This is a genomic window from Mycolicibacterium canariasense, assembly GCF_002101555.1.
Classification (GTDB): Bacteria; Actinomycetota; Actinomycetes; order Mycobacteriales; family Mycobacteriaceae; genus Mycobacterium; species Mycobacterium canariasense.
In genome coordinates, this window is record NZ_LQOL01000042.1 from 179,051 (window position 1) to 199,868 (window position 20,818).

Below are 20,818 nucleotides of genomic sequence, written 5' to 3' on the forward strand. Positions count from 1 at the left end.
CCCGCCCAACAGACGTTTCCGCACCACACCGGCCGTTACCCTGAAAGGCGTGTCGCACGACGACGCGCCGACGAGCCGCGACCACGACGAGGCCCGCCCACCCGACGGCCGCCCCCGCGGCAAGTACTGGTGGGCGCGTTGGGTCGTCATCGCGATCGCCGTCGTGGTGCTCACCGTCGAACTGGTCCTGGTCTGGGATCAGCTGGCCAAGGCGTGGAAGAGCCTGCTGTCGGCGAACTGGTGGTGGGTACTGGCCGCGGTGGTCGCCGCGATGGCCTCGATGCACAGCTTCGCCCAGATCCAGCGCACGCTGTTGCGTTCGGCCGGGGTGCGGGTGCGGCAGTGGCGGTCGGAGGCGGCCTTCTACGCCGGCAACGCGTTGTCGACGACACTGCCCGGCGGCCCGGTACTCTCCGCGACGTTCGTCTACCGCCAGCAGCGGATCTGGGGCGCGTCGCCGGTGGTGGCGTCCTGGCAGCTGGTGATGTCCGGAGTGCTGCAGGTGGTCGGCCTGGCGCTGCTCGGGCTGGGCGGGGCGTTCTTGCTGGGCGCCAGCAAGAACCCGCTGTCGTTGATCTTCACCCTGGGCGGTTTCGTCGCGCTGCTGCTGCTGGCTCAGACCGTCGCGGCCAACCCGCAGCAGATCGACGGGATCGGGGTGCGGCTGCTGTCCTGGGTCAATTCGGTGCGTGGCCGCCCGGCCGACACCGGGTTGGCGAAGTGGCGCAAGACGCTCGCGCAGCTGGAATCGGTGAGTTTGAGCCGCCGGGCGCTGACCAACGCGTTCAGCTGGTCGATGTTCAACTGGATCGCCGATGTCGCGTGCCTGGCCTTCGCCGCCTACGCCGCCGGCGGCCACCCGTCGCTGGCCGGCCTGACGGTGGCCTACGCGGCCGCCCGCGCCGTCGGCTCCATCCCGCTGATGCCGGGTGGGCTGCTGGTGGTGGAAGCGGTCCTGGTTCCCGGTCTGGTATCGAGCGGAATGACTCTGGCCCAAGCTATTTCGGCCATGCTGATCTATCGCCTGGTGAGCTGGATCTTCATCTCGGCGATCGGCTGGGTGGTGTTCTTCTTCATGTTCCGCACCGAGGTGGACCTCGACCCGGATGTCGAAGCGCTGACCGTCACACCCGATCCCGAGAACCCGCGGCGCTCGGGGACGTGATGCGCCGAATACGTTGGACAGTAGTAATTTTCAGTACCGTCGTGCTGGCGGCCGGGTGTACGGGCACACCGGGCCCCGCCCCGGCTCCGGCCACCACGTCCACATCGCCCGGTCCGGCCGGGAAACCCGTGGCCACCCCGTTACTGGCCAGGGTGGTGGCCGCACCCGTGCCCGTCCCGGCCACCGACGGACGCACCCATCTGGCCTACGAGCTGCTGTTGACCAACGCGCTCAACCAGGAGGTGACGCTGCAGACGGTGACCGTGCGCGGCGGCGACGCGGCACTGCTGTCGATATCCGGTGCGGCGCTGGCCCATTGGACGAGGGTGCTGGGCGAGGCCGGGAAGCCGACCACCACCATCGGCCCCGCCCAGACCGCCGCGGTGTGGCTGGACGCCACGGTGGCGCCCGGCAATGTCCCGGACCGGCTGGATCACGCGGTCACGGTGGCGATCAGCCGGCCCGCTCCCCCGCTGCTGCCCGCGATCGTGACCGAGACGGTGGCCGCGGTGCCGGTACAGACCCGTAAGCCCGTACAGATCGACCCGCCGCTGCGCGGGCCGAAATGGCTGGACGCCAACGGGTGCTGTGAGATGACCCCGCACCGGATGGCGCTCAACCCGCTCGACGGCCAGCTGTGGGCCGCGGAGCGGTTCGCCATCGACTACGTGCAGCTCGATACGGGTTACCGGCTGCTCGCCGGCGCCCCCGGCAAGCTGACCAGCTACCGGTACTTCGGTGCCGATGTGCACGCCGTCGCCGACGGATCGGTGGTGGCGGTGCTCGACGGTCTGCCCGAGCAGGTGCCCGGCCAGACCCCCACCGGACTGGCGCTGGACCAGTACGCGGGCAACCACGTCGTACAAGACCTCGGCGACGGCAACTATGCGCTGTACGCCCACCTGGCGACCGGGAGCGTGAAAGTCCAGCCAGGACAACACCTCAAGGCAGGTGAAGTGCTCGGCAGCCTCGGCAATACCGGAAATTCGGACGCACCGCACCTGCATTTCCATGTGATGGACGGTCCCGATCCGCTGCGCTCGGACGGGCTGCCGTTCGTGTTCCGGTCCTTCCGGTTGGACGCCCAGACCGCGACCGTCGACGTCTTCGACACCCTGATCGCCGGCCGACCGGCCCCACTGCGGCCGGGGAACCAGGCCCGCGACGAATCGGCGGTCACGCCATTGGTTTCCGATGTGATGGACTATCCCGGTGAATAAGCGCAACACCGTCCTGGCCGCCGCGGTTGCCGATGCGGTGGCCGTCATCGTCTTCTGCACCGTCGGCCGGCGCAGCCACGCCGAGGGGGTCACGCTGACCGGGGTCGCCGAGACGGCCTGGCCGTTCCTGACCGGCACCCTGGTGGGCTGGCTGATCGCCCGCGGCTGGGGGCGGCCCACCTCGATCACACCGACCGGGCTGATCGTCTGGGTGGCCACCGTGGCGGTGGGGATGCTGTTGCGCAAGGCGACGTCGGCCGGCACCGCGTTCAGTTTTGTGGTGGTTGCAACCCTGACGACCGCCATCCTGCTACTCGGTTGGCGCGCCGCAGCCAAGGTTGCATCCCGGTCTTGACCGGGACGGTGGCGTCGGGGTCCACCGGTGCGGAGATCGCGATCGTCAGCGTGGCGCGCAGGCCGCCCAGCGGGCTGTCCGACAGCACCAGTTCACCGCCGTGCAGTTCGGCCTGCTGCGTGACCAACGCCAGCCCCAGCCCGGAACCGCCCGGCGCGGCGGTGCTGCCGCGCGCGAACCGGCCCAGCACGATATCGCGTTCCGCGACGGGCACTCCCACCCCGTCGTCGTCGATGACGATGTCGATCGTGTGGGTCCGCCGATGCCCGGTCAGCACAACATGTTTGGCGCCGCCGTGGGTGGCGGCGTTGCGCACCAGGTTGTCCACCGCCAGCCGCAGGCCGCCCGGCCAGCCCCACACGGTACCCAGGTCGTCGTCGGCCTCCACGCTGATGTCAACTGCGCGTCCGGCGCGCATGTTCTCGCGCGCCACCCGATCCAGCAGATCGGTGACGTCGATGGGCTCGCGGTCCTCGACCTGCGCCAGCTGACCCGAGGCCAGCTGGCCCAGCGCGGTGATGGTGGCTTCGACCCGCAGCTGGGCCCGGAGCAGGTCGGCGATCACCTCGTCACGTTCCTCGTCGGGCAGGTTGTGGATCCGCAGGGTGTCCAGATCGGCCCGCATGGCGGTCAGCGGGGTGCGCAGCTCGTGGGCGGCGTTGGCTGCGAAATCCTGAGCCGCCTGAAGGGAATTCGAGGTGGCCTGCTGTGCGGCGGCCAGCCGGTGCAGCATGCCCGCCATCGCTTCGGAGAGTTCCTCGGCCTCCCGCGCACCGGTGACCGCGGGCATCTGTTCGGTGCCGCCGCTCAGCCGGCTGGTCTGCTCGGTGAGCTTGCGCAGCGGCCGCACCGCGGGCCCGGCCAACAACCAGCCCAGTCCGCCGGCGACGATCACGGTGAACACTCCGACGGCGGTGTAGACCGGGATCCTGGCCCGGTTCAGCAGGATGCTGTCGGCCCGGATCCCGATGGATACCAGTACATTTCCGGCCTGCTGGGTCATCATGATGGTACGCACCCGGTAGTCCACGCCGTTGACGGTGACGGTGTCGGTGCCCGGCGGCAACGACGGCAGCTGGAAACCGCGCTGGAAGATCACCTGCCCGGTGGACAGTGACCGACCGGTGGTGAGCACCCCGCGTTTGGGATCGGAAAGCTGTTCGGGGAACATGCTGGCCTCGACGATCGAGTCCAGCCGCCGGTCCAGCTGCGCGTCGTCGTTACTGGCCAGCACCACCGAGGTCAGGATGGTGAACCCGGCGACGACGGCCGCGGCGGCGACCGCCGATGCCAACGCCACCCGGGTGCGCAGCGACGCCGACCGACCGAACCGGGACAGCCGCACGCGCTACGCCTCCTCCCGCAGAACGTAGCCGATACCGCGCACCGTGTGGATGACCCGCGGATGGCCGTCCCGCTCGAGCTTGCGCCGCAGGTAGGAGACGAACACGTCGGCGACGTTGGTGTCGACGTCGAAGTCGTAGCCCCACACCAGTTCCAGCAGGCGCTGTCGCGACAGCACCACGCCGGCGTTCTCGGCGAGCACGGCCAGCAGGTCGAATTCCCGTTTGGTCAGGTCCGCCCGGTCACCGTCGACGAAGACCAGCCGCCGCGCGGTGTCGATGGTCAGTGGCCCCACCGACATGACGTCCGAGGGCTGCTCGGAGTGACCGGCGCGGCGCAGCAGCGCATGCAGCCGGGCCACCAGCTCACCGAGATCGAACGGTTTGGTCAGGTAGTCGTCGGCACCGGCCTCCAGGCCGGCGATGCGGTCGTTGACCGTGTCGCGGGCCGACAGCACGCAGATCGGGATGTCGTTGCCGAGCGCGCGCAGCGCGGTCACCACGGCGACCCCGTCGAGCTCGGGCATCTGCACATCGAGCACCAACGCGTCGTGCGCCTCCGTCGCCAGCAGGCGAAGCGCCTCCTTGCCGTTGGCCGCGACCCGGACGTCGAACCCCGAATGCCGTAGCCCGCGGGCCACCGACGTTCGCACGTCCGGGTCGTCGTCGACCATGAGCACCATGCGACCGGTGCTTTCCGGAGAAGAGGAGTCAGGCGTGCCCGGCACGCTTCCTACGGTATGGCAGGCGCCGGCGCGGCGCCGCAGCGGTTCTTCAGATCCACCAGCGGCTGCCGGATGCCCGTCAGCTCCGCCTTGGTCTGCGGGTTCTTGTCGAGGTAGTCGGCCACCTGCTTGCGGACCTCATCGCGGGGCAGGCCCTCGAGGCTGGTGAAGAACCAGTTCACGTCGGGATGGGTGAACAGGTACGCCGACGTCGCCGCGGAGACACCGGACGCCACGCCGGCCAGGTCGGCCGCGGTGCAGTTGGGGGGGTTGTTGGCCGGGTCGTCGGCAAGGGCCGAGGGGATGGCACCGAACAACATCGCGCCGGCGACTGCGCCGGTGCCCACCGCGCCAGCAACCGCACGCCGCGCAGCACGAGCCGAGAGCAACATGGTCAAGCTCCTTACCGATTCATCCAGGTTCACCAGGGCCGGTAACCACGAGCGGTTATCGACACCAAGAAGCTAAGCAGAATCCCCATGGACTTTCGCGGCTTGCTGACAACCAATCCTCAGAAACCTGAAACATGCAGGTCGCGCGGCATGCGCGGGACGCCCGGCGGGCCCGTTGGGGCTATCGAGGGGTGACCGCGGCCGGCCCCGGCAGCGGCCCGGTGCCGGTGGCACCCCCCGTGGCGGGTGCCGTGGTGGTCGACGAGCCGTTCGCCGAGGTGCTCGCGGCGCCCAGGGACTGCGCCGGGGCCAGGGCAGCCGGCAAACCTCCACCGGCGTTCTGCGCTGCCTGCATCAACCCCAGCAACTGGGGCACCGTGATCGGCAGCCGGCATTGCGTCGACAGCGACACCAGGGGCTGCTGCAACTGCTGCATGTCCTTACCGGCCTGCGGGTTGGCGTCGAAGTACGACTTGGTCGCCGCCAGCGACTGCGGCCCGGCGGGCATCTGCGCGATGGTGGTCAGCGCCTGGTTGGTCTCCGGATGCGCGTCCAGGTAGCTGCCCGTGGAGGTGGCCACCGAGCCGATGGTCTTGGCGATCTGGCTGGCGGCGCAGGGATCGGTGGCCGCGCCGGCGGCCGGGGTGAGCAAGCCCGCCGTCAGCACACCGCCGAATGCACTCACAGCGAATGTTCCGAACAAGGCGCGGCGCAACGAGCGCGGGAGGCTGGACATGGTCGACATGGGTCACTCCTTCACGGTGACGGACGCATTACCGGTCAACGAACGGTGATGACCGGCACATACATAGCCGTAGCGGCCGCGTGTAGCGGCTTGTAGAGACCCCGACCCGGAAAACAACCCTGCCCATGATGCCATCCCCACCGGATCACGGGAAATCGACACAGCAAACTTCCAGTTCAGGGCATACGGTGTCGTTGGCGGGCACCGGCGATCCGGGCCCGGCGACGGTGCACACCGCCTGGGCGCATCCCGGGACGGGACGGTTCACGGCAGGTCAGGACACAGGTGGCTGCGGTAGGCTCCGGGCTTACCAGCCGAGCGGGTAGAGAGGCGGAGGCTCGCCATCCAGCAGTTCATGATGCGCTTGAGCGGCAGCCTGCGCAGGTATCGCTGGGCAGTGTTCGTCGTGTGGCTGCTGCTGCTCGCGCCCTCGGTGTACCTCGCGATGAGCCAGGCGGACAACCTGACCGGCGGCGGCTTCGAGGTGGCCGGGTCCCAGTCGCTGTATGTCCAGCGCCAGCTCGAACAGCAGTTCCCCGAACAGGGTTCGTCGCCGCTGGCGCTCGTCGCGGTGCCCAGGGCGGACGCGTCCTTCGAGGATATGAACGCCGCCGTCGCCGAGCTGCAGCGCATCGCGGGTGAGGTGCCCGGGGTTACGGTGGCACCGCCTGTCCCGTCTTCCGCCGCCGGCGGGGCGCAACAGCCGCCGCCGGCGCCGGACCGCCCGTACGTCGTGACCCTCCAGCTGGACTTCAACAACAGCGGTGCCGTCGACATCGCCAAACAGTTGCGCACCAAGGTCGGCATCGAGGGCGACCAGGCCGGCCAGACCCGGGACGGCAAGGTCCGGCTGTACGTCATCGGCCAAGGGGCGCTCGGCGCGGCCGCCCAGACCGCCACCAAACACGACATCGCCCAGGCCGAGCAGTGGAACCTGCCGGTCGTGCTGATCGTGCTGTTGGCGGTGTTCGGGTCGCTGGCGGCCGCCGCGATGCCGATGCTGTTGGCGGTGTGCACCGTCGTGGTCACCATGGGCGTGGTCTTCCTGCTGTCGACGGTGACGACGATGTCGGTGTTCGTGACGTCGACCGTGTCGATGTTCGGTATCGCCCTGGCCGTCGACTACTCCCTGTTCATCCTCATGCGGTTCCGGGAGGAGCTGCGCGCCGGCCGTGATCCGGCCCAGGCCACCGACGCCGCGATGGCCACCTCCGGGCTGGCCGTGGTGCTGTCCGGACTCACCGTGATCGCCTCGGTGACCGGCATCTACCTGATCAACACCCCGATCCTGCGGTCGATGGCCACCGGCGCCATCCTGGCGGTGGCCATCGCGGTGCTCACCTCGACCACCCTCACCCCCGCGGTGCTGGCCACCTTCGGCAGGGCCGCGGCGAAACGATCGGCGCTGCTGCACTGGTCCCGCCGGCCGGTCACCACGCAGTCCCGGTTCTGGACCCGGTGGACGGGCTGGGTCATGCACCGGCCCTGGCTGTCGGCGCTGCTGGCGTCGCTGCTGCTGCTCGCCATGGCCGCACCGGTGTTCGCGATGTCTCTGGGCAACAGCATGCTGCGCCAGTTCGACCCGAGTCACGAGATCCGCGGCGGGGTGAACGCCGCGGCCGAGGCACTGGGGCCCGGCGCCCTCGGGCCGGTGCGGATCATGGTGAGCTTCCCGGACATCAAGGCCGACAGCCCGCAGGCGGCGCCGGTGCTCGAATCGATCCGCACCAGGATCACCCAGGGCCCCGATGTGGCGTCGGTGTCGCCGCCGGCATTCGGCAAGGACGACCGCAGCGCGTTGTTCTCGGCGGTGCTCTCTGTCGATCCGGAGGATCTCGCGGCGCGCAAGACGGTGGACTGGCTGCGCGCCGAACTGCCCAAACTGCAGACCGACGGCGCGCGGATCGACGTCGGTGGCCCCACCGCGCTGATCAAGGACTTCGACGACCGGGTCTCGGCCATGCAGCCGTGGGTCTTCCTGTTCGTCTGCGTCATCGCCTTCGTGATGTTGCTGATCTCGATCCGGTCGGTGTTCCTGGCCTTCAAGGGCGTGCTGATGACGGTGCTGTCGGTGGCGGCGGCCTACGGCAGTCTGGTGGTGGTCTTCGAATGGGGCTGGCTGGAGGACCTCGGGTTCGCCCCGCTGGCATCCCTGGACAGCACCGTCCCACCACTGGTGCTGGCCATGACGTTCGGGCTGTCGATGGATTACGAGATCTTTCTGCTCACCCGGATCCGGGAACGGTTCCTGCAGACCAACAACACCCGCGACGCGGTCGCCTACGGCGTGAGCACCAGCGCCCGCACCATCACCAGCGCGGCCCTGATCATGATCGCGGTCTTCATCGGATTCGCGTTCGCGGGGATGCCGCTGGTCGCACAGATCGGCGTGGCCTGTGCGACGGCGATCGCGGTGGACGCCACCGTGGTCCGCCTGGTCCTGGTGCCGGCGCTGATGGCGATGTTCGACCAGTGGAACTGGTGGCTGCCGCGCTGGCTGGACCGCATCCTGCCCTCGGTGGACTTCGAGAAGCCGTTGCCCAAGATCGACATCGGCGACCTGGTGCTCATCCCCGACGACATCTCCGGTCTGGTCGCGCCCGGCGCCGACCTGCGGGTGGTGATGAAATCATCGGCCAAGCTCAAGACCCTTGCTCCGCAGTCGATCATCGTCGCCGACCCGCTGGTGTTCAGCGGTTGCCGGCCCCGTGTCACCCAGCTCGCCGACGCGACGGCCGGCGCACGCCGGTTCGCAGGGGTCGGTTCCAGCCGCGGCACCGCCAACGGCGTGACGCAGGCGGTGCGTAAGCCGGTGCATCCGATCACCATGTGGCGGGGCCGGCTCGCGGTGGCGCTGGACGCGCTGGACATCGCGGCGTCGGACCGGTCGGAGATGGAACGCAGCAGTCCGATGGAAACGACCAACGTCGCGCTACCCACCGGGGATCGGCTGCTGATCCCCACCGGGGCCGAGACGCTGCGGCTGGCGGGATACCTCATCATGACCCGCAACCACACCCGCGATTACGCCGATCTGGCCGGGTGGGCCGAATCGATGGACACCCAGACCGCGGCTGCGGTCCTGACCGGGATGGACCGGTATTACTGTGGAACACGCTCACGGTCGCAGTGGGTGGCTTCCCAACTGATCAGGCGGCTGGCCGACCCGCGCCCGGAGGACGACCCGGCCGAGGTGCTGACTTCGGCCGATACCGATTGGGCCACGGTCCGCAAGCGCTGCTTGTCCGTCGCCGTGGCGATGCTTGAGGAAACGAGGTGACGGTGGCCGCGAAGCCCGCGCAGACCCCGGTGCCCTCCGGGGACCGGCCGGTCGAGTTCTGGCCGACCTCGGCGATCCGCGCGGCCCTGGACAACGACGACCTGTCGGTGTGGCAGCGCATCGCGACCGCCATCAAGCGCGACCCGTTCGGCCGGACCGCCCGTCAGGTCGAAGAGGTGCTGGAAACCGCCCAGCCGTACGGTGTTTCAGCGGCGCTGGCGGAGGTGCTGGACAAGGCGCGGGCACATCTGGAGGCCACCGAGCGCGCCGAGGTGACCCACCACGTCCGGCTGCTGCTGGACCGCTCCGGACTGAAGTCGCACGAGTTCGCGTCCCGCGTCGGGGTGCCGCTGGACGAGTTCACCGGTTGGCTGGACGGCGCCGCCTGCCCGTCGGCGTCGATGATGGTCCGGATGCGGCGGCTGTCGGACCGGTTCGCCAAGATCCGCGCGCAACGGGACGCCGCTAACGGGCGTTGATCGGCGTCACGTCGGTCACCAGCCACTTGCCGCCCTCTTTGGCCAGCAGGATCCGCAGGGCCAGCACGGCCACGTCGGCCGGTTTGCCGGGTGCGTTCTGGGTGCCCCGCAACACCACGGCCACGCTGGCATCGGCCGGGCCGATGGCCTCCACCCCGGCCGAGATGGTCTGCGCCTGGCCCGAAACGTTGCGGCTCGTCAAATCCTTTGCCACGGCTGCGAATTCGGTTCGGTAGGATTCCGCCCGGTCCGGTGTCATCAGCGCGGTCGCCCGGTCGATGGAGGCATTCGGACTGCTGGGCGTGAACGTCGCCGATGCCTCGGCGACACTGCTGGCGATGCCGACCACCTCGGCGCTGTCGTTGTGCAGGTCGCGCTCGGGCACCGTCCAACTGGTGTAGCCGACGATGACCGCCGCGCTCAGTGTCAGGGCCGCCCCGGCCGCGACGGCCAGTCGCAGGCCGGGCCCGTCGTCGTCGGTGCCCAGCGTGACGCGGTCGCGCCGGAACAGCACCGCATTGACCACCACGCCCTCGACGATCAGCACGCACAGCACCGAACACACCGAGACCCACCACGCCGGCCAGGCCAGTGCGGCACCGATGTACACCAGCGCGACGATCGCGGCCAACGGCGCCAGGATGTCGAAGAGCAGGACCCGCAGCCGGTTGCTCATCGGATCGTCTCCAGCCGCGAGATCAACAACTTGCCGTCCACATCGGAGACACCGAGGCGCAGATTCCAGCGCACCGTCTGCGGTTTGCCACCGGCGTTCTGGCTCACCGACGTCGCGACCACCAGGACGGTGTCGGTGCGGGATGCCACCGCCGCCAACTCGGGCTGATCGGCCGGCGGCTTGTCACCGTCGCCGGACCGGTGCCGCAGCGACTCCAGGGACACCGATTCCACCTGCCCCACGGTCTGTGCCTGCAGTTTGGCCACGATCTCCTTGAACGGCTCGACCGCCTGGTCGAACTCCACGTTGAGCTGCCCGACGGTGCCGTCGCGCAGCTTCTGCAGGTTGTCCGCGGCGTTGTCCTTGTTCATGTTGACCAGCCCGCCGGTCCAGTCCGCTGCGGTCTGCAGCACGCGGGTGCGGTAGGCCAACTCGCCGGCCTCACCCCGGTGCCCCGACCAGATCATCGCGGCCAGCACTGCGGCGGCGACCGCCACGACGGCCAGCACCCCGGCGGCGATGCCGTAGCGGCTGAGGGCCGGCGCCGGCTCGGGTGGCTCTTCGGTGAGCGGATCTGGCATGGCCGTGAGGCTACCCGGCCCGTTGCTGGGGCCGACCCCGACGGTCTTTGCGGGACCGCTCATCCGGCCTTTCTGGCAGGATGCGAGAGTGACGACTACATCGAATTCCCGGGTCGCTGGGCTCTCACCCGCCGAAGACATCGCATCCGGTATCGACCTCAGCTTCGTCGACACCGCGGTACGTCCACAGGATGACCTGTTCGGCCATGTCAACGGACGCTGGTTGGCCGACTACGAGATTCCCGCCGACCGCGCCACCGACGGCGCTTTCCGCACCCTGGCCGACCGCGCCGAGGAGCAGGTGCGTGACCTGATCACCGAGGCGGCCGAGTCCGGCGGCACCGGCAGCACACAGCGCTCAGGCCCAACCGATGCGACCCGCATCCCAGGCCCAACCGATGCGACCCGCATCGGCGACCTCTACGCCAGCTTCATGGACACCGACACGGTGGCCCGGCGCGGGCTGGCCCCCCTGCTCGAGGAGTTGGCGGTCATCGATGCCGCCGCCGACGCGGACGCGCTCGCGGTGGTGCTGGCCGGATTGCAGCGCGCCGGTGTCAGCGGTGGCACCGGGGTCTACGTCGACACCGACTCCAAGGACTCCACGCGGTATCTGCTGCATCTGTCGCAGTCCGGGCTCGGGCTGCCCGACGAGTCCTACTACCGGGACCCGCAGCACGCCGCGATCCTGGCGGCGTATCCGGCGCACATCGCGCGGATGCTGACCCTGGTGTACGGGGAAGGTAGCGGGGGCGAGCGCAGCGACGGGGGAAGTAACGGGGGCGAGCGCAGCGACGGGCACGCCGACACCGCGGCCCGCATCGTGGCGCTGGAGACCAAACTGGCCGCCGCGCACTGGGATGTGGTGAAGCGCCGCGACGCGAACCTCACCTACAACCTGCGGACCTTCGCCGAACTTCCCGCCGAGGCACCGGGATTCGACTGGTCGGGCTGGATGGGCGCGCTGGGCGCCGCACCGGCCCAGGTGGTGGTGCGCCAGCCCGATTTCCTGACCGCGTTCGCCGGGTTGTGGGCGAGCGAACCGCTGGAGGACTGGAAGGCCTGGCTGCGTTGGCGGGTCATCACCTCGCGCGCCTCGCTGCTGACCGATGACCTGGTGGCCGAGAACTTCGATTTCTACGGGCGCACCCTCTCGGGCACCGAGGCCATCCGCGACCGGTGGAAGCGCGGCGTGGCCCTGGTGGAGAACCTGATGGGTGACGCCGTCGGAAAGCTGTACGTGCGCAAGCACTTTCCCCCGGCCGCCAAGGCACGGATGGACGAATTGGTGGCCAACCTGCGGGAGGCCTACCGGGTCAGCATCACCAACCTGGACTGGATGACCCCGGAAACCCGGCAGCGCGCCCTGGCCAAGCTGGACAAGTTCACCCCGAAGATCGGCTACCCGGCCCGCTGGCGCGACTACTCGGCGCTGGTGATCGACCGCGCCGACCTGTACGGGAACTACCAGCGTGGCTACGCCGTCGAATACGACCGCGAACTGGCCAAGCTGGGTGCTCCGGTGGACCGCGACGAATGGTTCATGACCCCGCAGACGGTGAATGCCTACTACAACCCGGGCATGAACGAGATCGTCTTCCCGGCGGCCATCCTGCAGCCGCCGTTCTTCGACGCCGAGGCCGACGACGCCGCCAACTACGGCGGGATCGGCGCGGTCATCGGGCACGAGATCGGGCACGGTTTCGACGATCAGGGCGCCAAGTACGACGGTGACGGCAACCTGGTGGACTGGTGGACCGACGCGGACCGGGCCGAATTCGGGCTGCGCACAAAGGCTTTGATCGAGCAGTACGAGGCGTTGACGCCGCGCGGACTGGATCCGAGCCATCATGTCAACGGGGCATTCACCGTCGGCGAGAACATCGGCGATCTGGGCGGGTTGTCCATCGCGCTGCTGGCGTATCAGCTGTCGCTCAAAGGTGCAGAGGCCCCGGTGATCGACGGCCTGACCGGGGTGCAGCGGGTGCTGTTCGGCTGGGCGCAGGTATGGCGCACGAAATCCCGTGCGGCCGAGGCGATCCGCCGGCTGGCCGTCGACCCGCACTCACCGCCGGAGTTCCGCTGCAACGGCGTGGTGCGCAATATCGACGCGTTCTACGACGCGTTCGAGGTGGACGAGTCCGACGAGCTGTACCTGGATCCGGAGCGACGCGTGCGCATCTGGAACTAGTTCATCCTGCCCACGGAAACAGACTCCCCGCCGTTCCGCACCGGAACCGCGGGGAGTCTGGGTGTCTGGGGCTAGAACATCTGCCAGTCCGACGCCCCGTCAGGCGCGTTGTAGGTGCCCTTGGAGTTCTTCACCACCACGGCGTCACCGCTGCCGAAATTGTCGTAGAACCACTGGGCGTTCGCCGGGCTGAGGTTGATGCAGCCGTGGCTGACGTTGCGCTTGCCCTGGTCGCCCACCGACCACGGCGCACTGTGCACGAAGATGCCGCTGTTGTCGATGCGCACGGCGTCCTGCACCTTGAGCTTGTAGCCCTCGGCGGAATCCACCGGTACCCCGTAGGTGGACGAGTCCATGACGATGTCCGGGAACTTCTCCAGCACGTAGTAGGTGCCGTTCTTGGTCTCGTGCTTGCCGTCGGGCCGGCCCATCGACACCGGGAAGGTCTTCTCCACCTTGCCGTTGCGGGTCACCGTCATGGTGTGGGTGGCGTCGTCGACGGTCGCGATCAGCTGCTCGGGCACCCGGAAGCTGGACTTGGTGCCCCCGGCGTCGATGTTGACGACGGTGCCGGCCGGCCAGAACGCCAGCGGACGCCAGCGCAGCTGGGTGTCGGTGGTCCAGTAGAAGCGACCGGGTACCGGCGGCACGGACGAGATGTGCACCGCGTCCTGGGCCAGCTGCCGGTTGGCGATCGGCCGCGCGAAGTTGATGTAGATCGGCTTGGCGGCGCCGGCGATCGCCCCGTTGGTCGGGTTGAATGTCGGCGGCGCGAACACCGGTTCCCCGGTGTACGGCAGCGGGTTCTGCCCGGCCGGGGTGCCCTCGGGGATGACCGCCGGCGGGGCGAACGGGTTGAACGGCGCCGGCGGCGGGGCAGCCAGCGGATCGGCCGGCGGCGGAGCCAGCGGATCACCGGGTGGCGGTGGCGGCGGCGCAAACGGATCCGGCGGCGGCGGGAAGGCGAACGGGTCCGGCGGCGGCGCCGGCGCGGGGGGCGCGTCGATGACACCCGGATCGGGGGCGACCTCGGGATCGGCCCAGGCAGTCGGGCTGCCGATCGTCCATCCGGCGACCACTCCGGCCGCGAGAATCGCGCTGGCGAGTCTGCGTCTCGTCCGCTGCGACATGCGTCACCTCCAGTACATTTCTGCTGTCCAGTCTGGCACAGCGGCGAGCCCCCATTAACCCTGGCGAGGCCGGGCAGACCCCTCATCGCCACCCAGCCGACGCCACTGACCTGGGTGTTTGATCGTGGCCGCGGCTCGCGGCGTTACACGCTGTGATGTTTGCAGCGGTCGGCGGCGGCGCCGATTCAGGACCGGACCAGCCGGGCGATGGCCGCCGACGCCTCGGCCAGCTTGGCGTCGGCCTCCTGGCCACCCTCGGCCACCGCCTGGGTGACGCAGTGGCCCAGATGCTCGTCCAGCAGGCCGAGCGCCACGGACTGTAGGGCGCTGTTCACGGCGCTGATCTGGGTGAGGATGTCGATGCAGTACTTGTCGTCCTCGATCATCCTGGCGATACCCCGGACCTGGCCTTCGATGCGCCGCAGCCGTTTGGCGTAGTTGTCCTTCTGCGACGAATAGCCGTGCTCGACGGCGTTCGAATCGTCCATTCCTCACCCCACCATCTGCTGCATCTGTTGCAGCTGCGCCTGACGCGTGTTCAGGATCGATTTCGCCAGCGTTTGCGCGTCGATATTGCGCCCACCGCTGATCTCCGCCTCGGCCAGGCCGATCACGCCGCGGTGCAAGCCGATCATCGACTGCAACCACAGTGTGTCGAACTCCGGTCCCCGCAGCGACTCCAGCCGGCTCAGGGTGGCCGGGTCCAGTGCACCGGGCGTCGCGGCACTCGGCGCGGCCGGCGGGCCCGACCCGTCGCTCCACTGCACCATCAGCGCCTTGATGGTGTCGCTCTCGCCCCGCTGCCCGGTGGCGATGGTGTCGGCCAGGGTGACCAGTTCCGGGTCGGCCGCGCGCTCCTTGGCCAGCCCGGCCAGCCCGGTGGCCTGCTGCTGGAGTTGCAGCAGCGCCGCACCGAATGCGGTGTCCTGCGCACTGTTGCCCGCGGGCGCGTCGGTGATCACCGCAGCCGTGCTGGACGGTGTCTGCACCGGCCCGGTTCGGTCGGAGCAACCCGCCGACAGCAGCACGCCCCCGAGCAGGGCTACCGAGACCAGAACACGCACTCCACCAGCGTACCGGGTACCCCTGCGGGGTATGTGATGATGGTTTGGGCCGGTAACGACCCCGAAGGCATACTTACGCAATGCCCTCAGACGCTCCTTCCGGTTTCCCCGACATCAAGCCCCGCAGCCGTGACGTCACCGACGGCCTGGAGAAGACGGCCGCTCGCGGCATGTTGCGTGCGGTCGGGATGGGTGACGACGACTGGGCCAAACCGCAGATCGGCGTCGGTTCGTCGTGGAACGAGATCACCCCGTGCAACATGTCGCTGCAACGGCTGGCCCAGCAGGTCAAGGCCGGTGTGCACGAAGCGGGCGGCTACCCGCTGGAATTCGGCACCATCTCGGTGTCCGACGGCATCTCCATGGGCCACGAGGGCATGCACTTCTCGCTGGTGTCGCGGGAGGTCATCGCCGACAGCGTCGAGACCGTCGTGCAGGCCGAGCGCCTGGACGGCACCGTGCTGCTGGCCGGCTGCGACAAGTCGATTCCCGGCATGCTGATGGCCGCGGCCCGGCTGAACCTGGCGAGCGTGTTCTTCTACAACGGTTCGATCATGCCCGGCGTCGCCAGGCTGACCGACGGTACCGAGAAGGAAGTCACCATCATCGACGCCTTCGAGGCGGTCGGGGCGTGTGCGCGCGGGCTGATGTCGCGCGAGGACGTCGACATCATCGAACGCGCCATCTGCCCCGGCGAGGGCGCCTGCGGCGGCATGTACACCGCCAACACGATGGCCTCGGCCGCCGAGGCACTCGGCATGTCGTTGCCCGGCAGCGCTTCTCCGGTGGCCGTCGACAAGCGCCGCGACGAGTACGCCCGCAAGTCCGGCGAGGCCGTCGTGGAGATGCTGCGCCGGGGGATCACCGCCCGCGACATCCTGACCAAGGAAGCGTTCGAGAACGCCATCGCCGTGGTGATGGCGTTCGGTGGCTCCACCAACGCGGTGCTGCACCTGCTGGCCATCGCCTGGGAGGCGCAGGTCGACCTGACTCTGGCCGATTTCACCCGCATCGGCCAGAAGGTGCCGCACCTGGCCGACGTGAAGCCGTTCGGCCGGCACGTGATGAAGCACGTCGACGAGATCGGCGGGGTGCCGGTGGTGATGAAGGCGCTGCTGGATGCCGGCCTGCTGCACGGGGATTGCCTGACCGTCACCGGTAAGACCATGGCGGAGAATCTCGCCCACATCGAGCCGCCGGATCCGGACGGCAAGGTGCTGCGGGCGATGAGCAATCCGATCCACCCGACCGGCGGCATCACCATCCTGCACGGCTCGCTCGCGCCGGAGGGCGCGGTGGTGAAGTCGGCCGGCTTCGACTCCGACGTGTTCGAGGGCACGGCGCGGGTTTTCGAGCGGGAGCGGGCCGCGTTGGACGCCCTCGAGGACGGCACCATCACGCACGGCGACGTCGTCGTCATCCGCTACGAGGGCCCCAAGGGCGGGCCGGGCATGCGCGAGATGCTCGCGATCACCGGCGCCATCAAGGGGGCGGGCCTTGGCAAGGATGTGCTGCTGATGACCGACGGTCGGTTCTCCGGCGGCACGACGGGCCTGTGTGTGGGGCATATCGCCCCGGAGGCCGTCGACGGCGGGCCGATCGCCTTCGTCCGCGATGGTGACCGGATCCGTCTCGACGTGGCCAACGGCACCCTGGATCTGCTGGTCGACGAGGCCGAATTCGAGGCCCGCAAGGCCGGTTTCGAGCCGCTGCCGCCGGTCTACAAGACCGGTGTGCTGGCCAAGTACACCAAGCTGGTCGGCTCGGCGGCCACCGGCGCCGTCTGCACCTGATCCGGCCGAGCGTGCGCGTCTGCACGGCGACGCACCGCAATGCATGGCATTTTGCGCACGCGCGTGGCCTAACCGAAACGCGCGTGCAGGTCGGGCAGGAAGCCGGCCAGGTGGTTCATCTCCTGCGCACAGTGCACCAGCAGGTCCCGCGGATCGGGTAGCCGGCGGGCGGCGACGAGCCGCAACGCCCGATCGGCCGGCGACGGCGCGGCGCGTAACGCCACATGCCGTCCACCCATCCAGAACCGGGAGCGCATCTCCGCGCCCTCGGCCGTCGGCCGCACCTGGTGCACCAGCCAGCCGATGTCCACCGGTAGGTCCGGCGAGCCCAGCCGCGCCGTGATCGCCACGCCCGCATGCCCGAGCACCGACGGCTCCACGAATTGGATTGCCGCTGAGGTAAATTGCGATCCGATGTACTCGTGCACCAGTGAGGTGCGTCCGATGTATGCCAGCTCGTCGCGGCCGTCGCGCCAGCGTGCCGAGACATGAGCCCGCGGATGCCACAGCTTGTAACGCCGCGGATCGCAGCCGTGCCAGCCGAACCACCACTGCCACATCTGCGGCGTCACACCGGGCATATCGGTGCGCACCGCCACCGTGAAACCACCGTCTGCCACCGAGCCATAACCGTTCTCGGTCTGCTGGTAACCCTGCTCCGTCAGCCGGTCCTGGAAGTCGGGCAGCACGGGACCCGCCTGCGGTCCGTGCTCGAGGGCCTGCACGACATGGCGGGGCAGCGGGGCCATCTCCTCCCGGAAAAACGACCCGAACTCGGTAGCGGCGTCATCGCCGCGGTAACCCAGATAGCCCATCTCAGACCCGCCCCATCCAGCTGTGGAATCGACAGTGCGGATCATATTGGGCGCGAACGGCATCAAGACGCGCCATGCTGGCATCGGTGGCGAACCTGGCCGGCCGCTCCCCCAGATTCTCGTCGGCCAGTTGCACACCGGTGGCCAGGTGTGCCATCTCTGCCATGTTCGAGCGCGCCCAGTCGCCGTACCGCGCGTCGTCGGCCGGATCGGACCAGGCGGTGTACAACGCCAGGTAGATCTCGTCCTCCAAGCTGTACGCCATATCCTGACGCGCCGGCGACGGACCCCAGTTCAGCCACAGGAAATGCGAGGGGTGCGGTGGCATGGTCTCGATGATCCGCCGGACGCCGGGAACCAGATCCGCGGCCGGAGCCGACGTCCACATGTTGTCGGTGGCGTAGCGGTGCCCGGACGGATAGTTGCTCATCACCGCGTCGAACCAGCTGGGCAGGTCGGCGGGCGCGAACGGTACGGCGATCAGGGCGTCGGCGCGTGCCGGGCAGCTATCGAGAAGTGCCAGTGCGGCTTTGGCTTGATCCTCGGTGTCGGCGAACACCGGTGAGGCCAGCACGATCCCCGGCGTGCGCAGACCGACGCCGGGGATCTCGGTCGAGGTGACGATCTGCAGCTCCACCCGCCGGTCCACCTCGGCGCTGATCTCCCGCGCCCAGCCGAACACCGCGTCCGCCGACTCGATGGGGTACACGTACAGGCTGCTGCCGCACACCGGCGGCTTGGGGTACAACCGCAGATGGAAGGCGGTCACCACACCGAAGAAACCTGGGCCAGAACCTCTTGCCGCCCAGTATAATTCGGGGTGATGCTCGCTATCGCAGTACACCTGCGCGCCGTCGGCGGTCACCACGTCCAGACCCAGAACGCTCTCACACGCCGGGCCCAGCACACGGCTGTTCCAGCCGTAGCCGCCCTGCAGCAGATAGCCGCCGATCGCCACCCCGCGGCAATGCCCGGCAGGAAAGAACAATCCCTGCTCGGCCAGCTCGACGGCCAGCGCACTGCCCCCTTTCCCGGGACCGACGACGGCCGTCATCGCTGTCGTGTCGACGCGGCACGAGTCCAGGCGGCTGACGTCGAGGAGCAGTCCGCCGTCGCGTACGTGGTTGGCCGCCCAGCTGTGACCGCCCGAACGGATCCCGATCGTCAGGTCGCGCTCGGCGGCGTGACGGACCGCCGCCACCACGTCGGCGACGTCGGCGGCCTGCACGATGAGATCCGGAAAGCGCTGCGGAAGGCGCGCATTCCACACCGTCGCTCGCCGGGCGGCTTCGTAGCCGTCAGCGCCCCGGACGAAATACCGCGCCGTATCGAGTGCAGCCACGGTGACTCCTAGATTCACTATGCGGATCCTTGTAGACCACGATGCGGGTCACTATAGTGAGCCGATGCCTGCGGCGGACCCGAATCGCGAAGACGGTATCCAGGTGCTGCGCCGGGCCGCCGCAGCACTGGACGAGATCGCCGCAGAGCCCGGCCGATTACGCCAGGTCGATCTGGAAAACCGGTTGGGATTGGCCAAATCCACGGTGCGGCGGATCCTGTTGGCGTTGACCGACATCGGGTATGCCGCCGTGGACGAGGCCGGCCGCTTCGGCCTGGGTGACCGACTGCTCGGCCTCACCGGTTCCGACAACGCCCACCTGGTCGCCGCGTTCCGCCCCACGCTGCAGCGCATCGCCGACACCACCGGCGAGACGGTCGACCTGTCCGTGCTGCACGGCCGCGAGATGTGGTTCATCGACCAGATCGAGTCCGGGCACCGGCTCCGTGCGGTCTCGGCCGTCGGCGTGCGTTTTCCGGTGGGCAGCACCGCCAACGGGAAGGCGGCGATCGCCGTACTGGCAGGGTCGGGCGGCGAGGTGGCGCTCGATCTGGACGAGCACACACCGGGCATCTCCGCGGCGGGCATCGCCGGCCGCACCCCGAGCGGTCAGATCGTGGCGATTTCGGTGCCGGCCCCCAGCGACCGGTTCCGCGCCAACCGGGCCGCGATCGTCAAGGCGCTGCTGTCCGCCGGCGCGCCGTTCGCGTCATGATGACCGGCGACCGCGACGCGCACCGGTCTCACGCGCTGCGCCGTCAAATACCCGGCCTGTAGTGTGAATCCGAGCAGTGGCCCACAACACAGCACTGAGATGCACGGAAAGAGTCTTGAGTGAACGACGTTCTCGCGCGGTCCGGCATCTTCCAGGGCGTGACGCCTGACGCTGCCGCCGCCCTGATCGCGCAGCTGCAGCAGATTTCGTTCTCCCGAGGGCAAACCGTCTTCGTCGAAGGCGAGCCCGGCGACCGGCTCTACATCATCGTCGAGGGCAAGGTGAAGATCGGGCGCCGCACCGTCGACGGCCGGGAGAGCCTGATCACCGTGATGGGTCCGTCGGACATGTTCGGCGAACTCGCGCTGTTCGACCCGGGCCCGCGCACCTCGACGGTCACCGCGCTGACCGAGGTGAAGGCGGTCAGCATGGACCGCGAGGCACTGCACGCCTGGGTGATGGGCCGTCCGGAGATTGCCGAGCAGTTGCTGCGGGTGTTGGCCCGTCGCCTGCGCCGCACCAACAGCGCGCTGTCGGACCTGATCTTCACCGACGTGCCGGGTCGGGTGGCCAAGCAGCTGCTCGACATCGCCATGCGGTTCGGTCGGCAGGAGGGCAACGTCCTGCACGTCACGCACGAGCTCACCCAGGAGGAACTGGCCCAGCTGGTCGGCGCGTCCCGGGAGACGGTGAACAAGGCGTTGTCGGATTTCGCCCAGCGCGGCTGGATCAAGTTGCAGGGCAAGACGATCCTGATCTACGACTCGGCCCGGTTGGCCCAGCGCGCGAAGTAGCTACTTCCCGTAG

Annotated in this window: 19 protein-coding genes, 1 tRNA gene and 1 pseudogene; 9 read left to right on the plus strand and 12 right to left on the minus strand. The window is 69.0% G+C overall.

Features of this window, described 5'->3' with window-relative positions:
• The first annotated feature begins 49 nt into the window (after positions 1 to 49).
• From AWB94_RS10125 to AWB94_RS10135, 3 genes are all read left to right on the plus strand, one after another.
• Positions 50 to 1,165 (plus strand): lysylphosphatidylglycerol synthase transmembrane domain-containing protein, encoded by a 1,116-nt coding sequence (locus AWB94_RS10125; RefSeq protein ID WP_062660352.1) that lies wholly within the window; start codon positions 50 to 52, stop codon positions 1,163 to 1,165.
• A 128-nt stretch (positions 1,166 to 1,293) separates the two neighbouring features.
• Complete coding sequence (locus tag AWB94_RS10130) at positions 1,294 to 2,385, plus strand: M23 family metallopeptidase (RefSeq protein ID WP_234811681.1); 1,092 nt, start codon at positions 1,294 to 1,296, stop codon at positions 2,383 to 2,385.
• On the plus strand, positions 2,378 to 2,740 hold the full coding sequence (locus tag AWB94_RS10135) for a DUF3054 domain-containing protein (protein ID WP_234811682.1): 363 nt from the start codon (positions 2,378 to 2,380) through the stop codon (positions 2,738 to 2,740). Before AWB94_RS10130 ends, AWB94_RS10135 begins: the two co-directional genes overlap by 8 nt.
• Here the strand turns inward: AWB94_RS10135 and AWB94_RS10140 are convergent.
• The 4 genes from AWB94_RS10140 to AWB94_RS10155 all read right to left on the minus strand — a co-directional run bounded on the left by AWB94_RS10140 (position 2,655) and on the right by AWB94_RS10155 (position 5,936).
• The gene (locus AWB94_RS10140; RefSeq protein ID WP_084395561.1) at positions 2,655 to 4,085 is read right to left on the minus strand and encodes a sensor histidine kinase; all 1,431 of its coding nucleotides are present in this window, start codon (positions 4,083 to 4,085) and stop codon (positions 2,655 to 2,657) included. The genes AWB94_RS10135 and AWB94_RS10140 overlap by 86 nt on opposite strands.
• A gap of 3 nt (positions 4,086 to 4,088) precedes the next feature.
• Complete coding sequence (locus AWB94_RS10145; RefSeq protein WP_084395562.1) at positions 4,089 to 4,766, minus strand: response regulator transcription factor; 678 nt, start codon at positions 4,764 to 4,766, stop codon at positions 4,089 to 4,091.
• 50 nt (positions 4,767 to 4,816) lie between these two features.
• A complete protein-coding gene (locus AWB94_RS10150) occupies positions 4,817 to 5,200 on the minus strand; it encodes a heme-binding protein (RefSeq protein ID WP_062660355.1) in 384 nt (127 codons plus the stop codon).
• 181 nt (positions 5,201 to 5,381) lie between these two features.
• Complete coding sequence (locus tag AWB94_RS10155; RefSeq protein WP_062660478.1) at positions 5,382 to 5,936, minus strand: hemophore; 555 nt, start codon at positions 5,934 to 5,936, stop codon at positions 5,382 to 5,384.
• 364 nt (positions 5,937 to 6,300) lie between these two features.
• On the opposite strand from AWB94_RS10155, the gene AWB94_RS10160 reads away from it, so the two are divergent.
• Positions 6,301 to 9,225, plus strand: a complete 2,925-nt coding sequence (locus tag AWB94_RS10160) for an MMPL family transporter (RefSeq protein WP_062660356.1) — start codon at positions 6,301 to 6,303, stop codon at positions 9,223 to 9,225.
• Entirely contained in the window at positions 9,222 to 9,704 is a 483-nt protein-coding gene (locus AWB94_RS10165) for a hypothetical protein (RefSeq protein WP_062660357.1), read from the plus strand. Before AWB94_RS10160 ends, AWB94_RS10165 begins: the two co-directional genes overlap by 4 nt.
• Here AWB94_RS10165 and AWB94_RS10170 read toward each other — a convergent pair.
• Both AWB94_RS10170 and AWB94_RS10175 read right to left on the minus strand, forming a co-directional pair.
• Positions 9,691 to 10,380: a hypothetical protein gene (locus AWB94_RS10170; protein ID WP_062660358.1), complete on the minus strand. Its 690-nt coding sequence runs from the start codon at positions 10,378 to 10,380 to the stop codon at positions 9,691 to 9,693. The genes AWB94_RS10165 and AWB94_RS10170 overlap by 14 nt on opposite strands.
• Positions 10,377 to 10,961: an Rv1363c family protein gene (locus tag AWB94_RS10175; RefSeq protein WP_062660479.1), complete on the minus strand. Its 585-nt coding sequence runs from the start codon at positions 10,959 to 10,961 to the stop codon at positions 10,377 to 10,379. The genes AWB94_RS10170 and AWB94_RS10175 overlap by 4 nt, the downstream gene beginning before the upstream one ends.
• An 88-nt stretch (positions 10,962 to 11,049) precedes the next feature.
• On the opposite strand from AWB94_RS10175, the gene AWB94_RS10180 reads away from it, so the two are divergent.
• A complete protein-coding gene (locus AWB94_RS10180; protein ID WP_272937612.1) occupies positions 11,050 to 13,152 on the plus strand; it encodes a M13 family metallopeptidase in 2,103 nt (700 codons plus the stop codon).
• 71 nt (positions 13,153 to 13,223) lie between these two features.
• Here AWB94_RS10180 and AWB94_RS10185 read toward each other — a convergent pair whose 3' ends face one another.
• The 3 genes from AWB94_RS10185 to AWB94_RS10195 form a co-directional block, all read right to left on the minus strand.
• Positions 13,224 to 14,282 carry a L,D-transpeptidase gene (locus AWB94_RS10185; RefSeq protein ID WP_062660359.1) on the minus strand — a complete coding sequence of 353 codons (1,059 nt, stop codon included), beginning with the start codon at positions 14,280 to 14,282 and terminating at the stop codon, positions 13,224 to 13,226.
• A gap of 185 nt (positions 14,283 to 14,467) precedes the next feature.
• Complete coding sequence (ricR, locus tag AWB94_RS10190) at positions 14,468 to 14,770, minus strand: copper-sensing transcriptional repressor RicR (protein ID WP_062660360.1); 303 nt, start codon at positions 14,768 to 14,770, stop codon at positions 14,468 to 14,470.
• Between the two features lie 3 nt (positions 14,771 to 14,773).
• A complete protein-coding gene (locus tag AWB94_RS10195) occupies positions 14,774 to 15,346 on the minus strand; it encodes a DUF305 domain-containing protein (RefSeq protein ID WP_085122426.1) in 573 nt (190 codons plus the stop codon).
• Positions 15,347 to 15,606: 260 nt separating this feature from the next.
• Here AWB94_RS10195 and AWB94_RS36410 point away from each other — a divergent pair.
• A pseudogene (locus AWB94_RS36410) lies at positions 15,607 to 16,464 on the plus strand (dihydroxy-acid dehydratase domain-containing protein); the annotation flags it as partial.
• Between the two features lie 544 nt (positions 16,465 to 17,008).
• Here AWB94_RS36410 and AWB94_RS35085 read toward each other — a convergent pair.
• The 3 genes from AWB94_RS35085 to AWB94_RS10210 all read right to left on the minus strand — a co-directional run bounded on the left by AWB94_RS35085 (position 17,009) and on the right by AWB94_RS10210 (position 19,296).
• A tRNA-Thr gene (locus AWB94_RS35085) sits at positions 17,009 to 17,107 on the minus strand.
• A gap of 100 nt (positions 17,108 to 17,207) precedes the next feature.
• The gene (locus AWB94_RS10205; protein WP_062660363.1) at positions 17,208 to 17,954 is read right to left on the minus strand and encodes a DAPG hydrolase family protein; all 747 of its coding nucleotides are present in this window, start codon (positions 17,952 to 17,954) and stop codon (positions 17,208 to 17,210) included.
• Between the two features lies 1 nt (position 17,955).
• Positions 17,956 to 19,296 (minus strand): FAD-binding oxidoreductase, encoded by a 1,341-nt coding sequence (locus AWB94_RS10210; protein ID WP_062660364.1) that lies wholly within the window; start codon positions 19,294 to 19,296, stop codon positions 17,956 to 17,958.
• 64 nt (positions 19,297 to 19,360) lie between these two features.
• Here AWB94_RS10210 and AWB94_RS10215 point away from each other — a divergent pair, with 64 nt between their 5' ends.
• Both AWB94_RS10215 and AWB94_RS10220 read left to right on the plus strand, forming a co-directional pair.
• Positions 19,361 to 20,011: an IclR family transcriptional regulator gene (locus AWB94_RS10215; protein WP_062660365.1), complete on the plus strand. Its 651-nt coding sequence runs from the start codon at positions 19,361 to 19,363 to the stop codon at positions 20,009 to 20,011.
• 119 nt (positions 20,012 to 20,130) lie between these two features.
• Positions 20,131 to 20,805 (plus strand): Crp/Fnr family transcriptional regulator, encoded by a 675-nt coding sequence (locus AWB94_RS10220; protein WP_062660366.1) that lies wholly within the window; start codon positions 20,131 to 20,133, stop codon positions 20,803 to 20,805.
• Positions 20,806 to 20,818 lie beyond the last annotated feature (13 nt).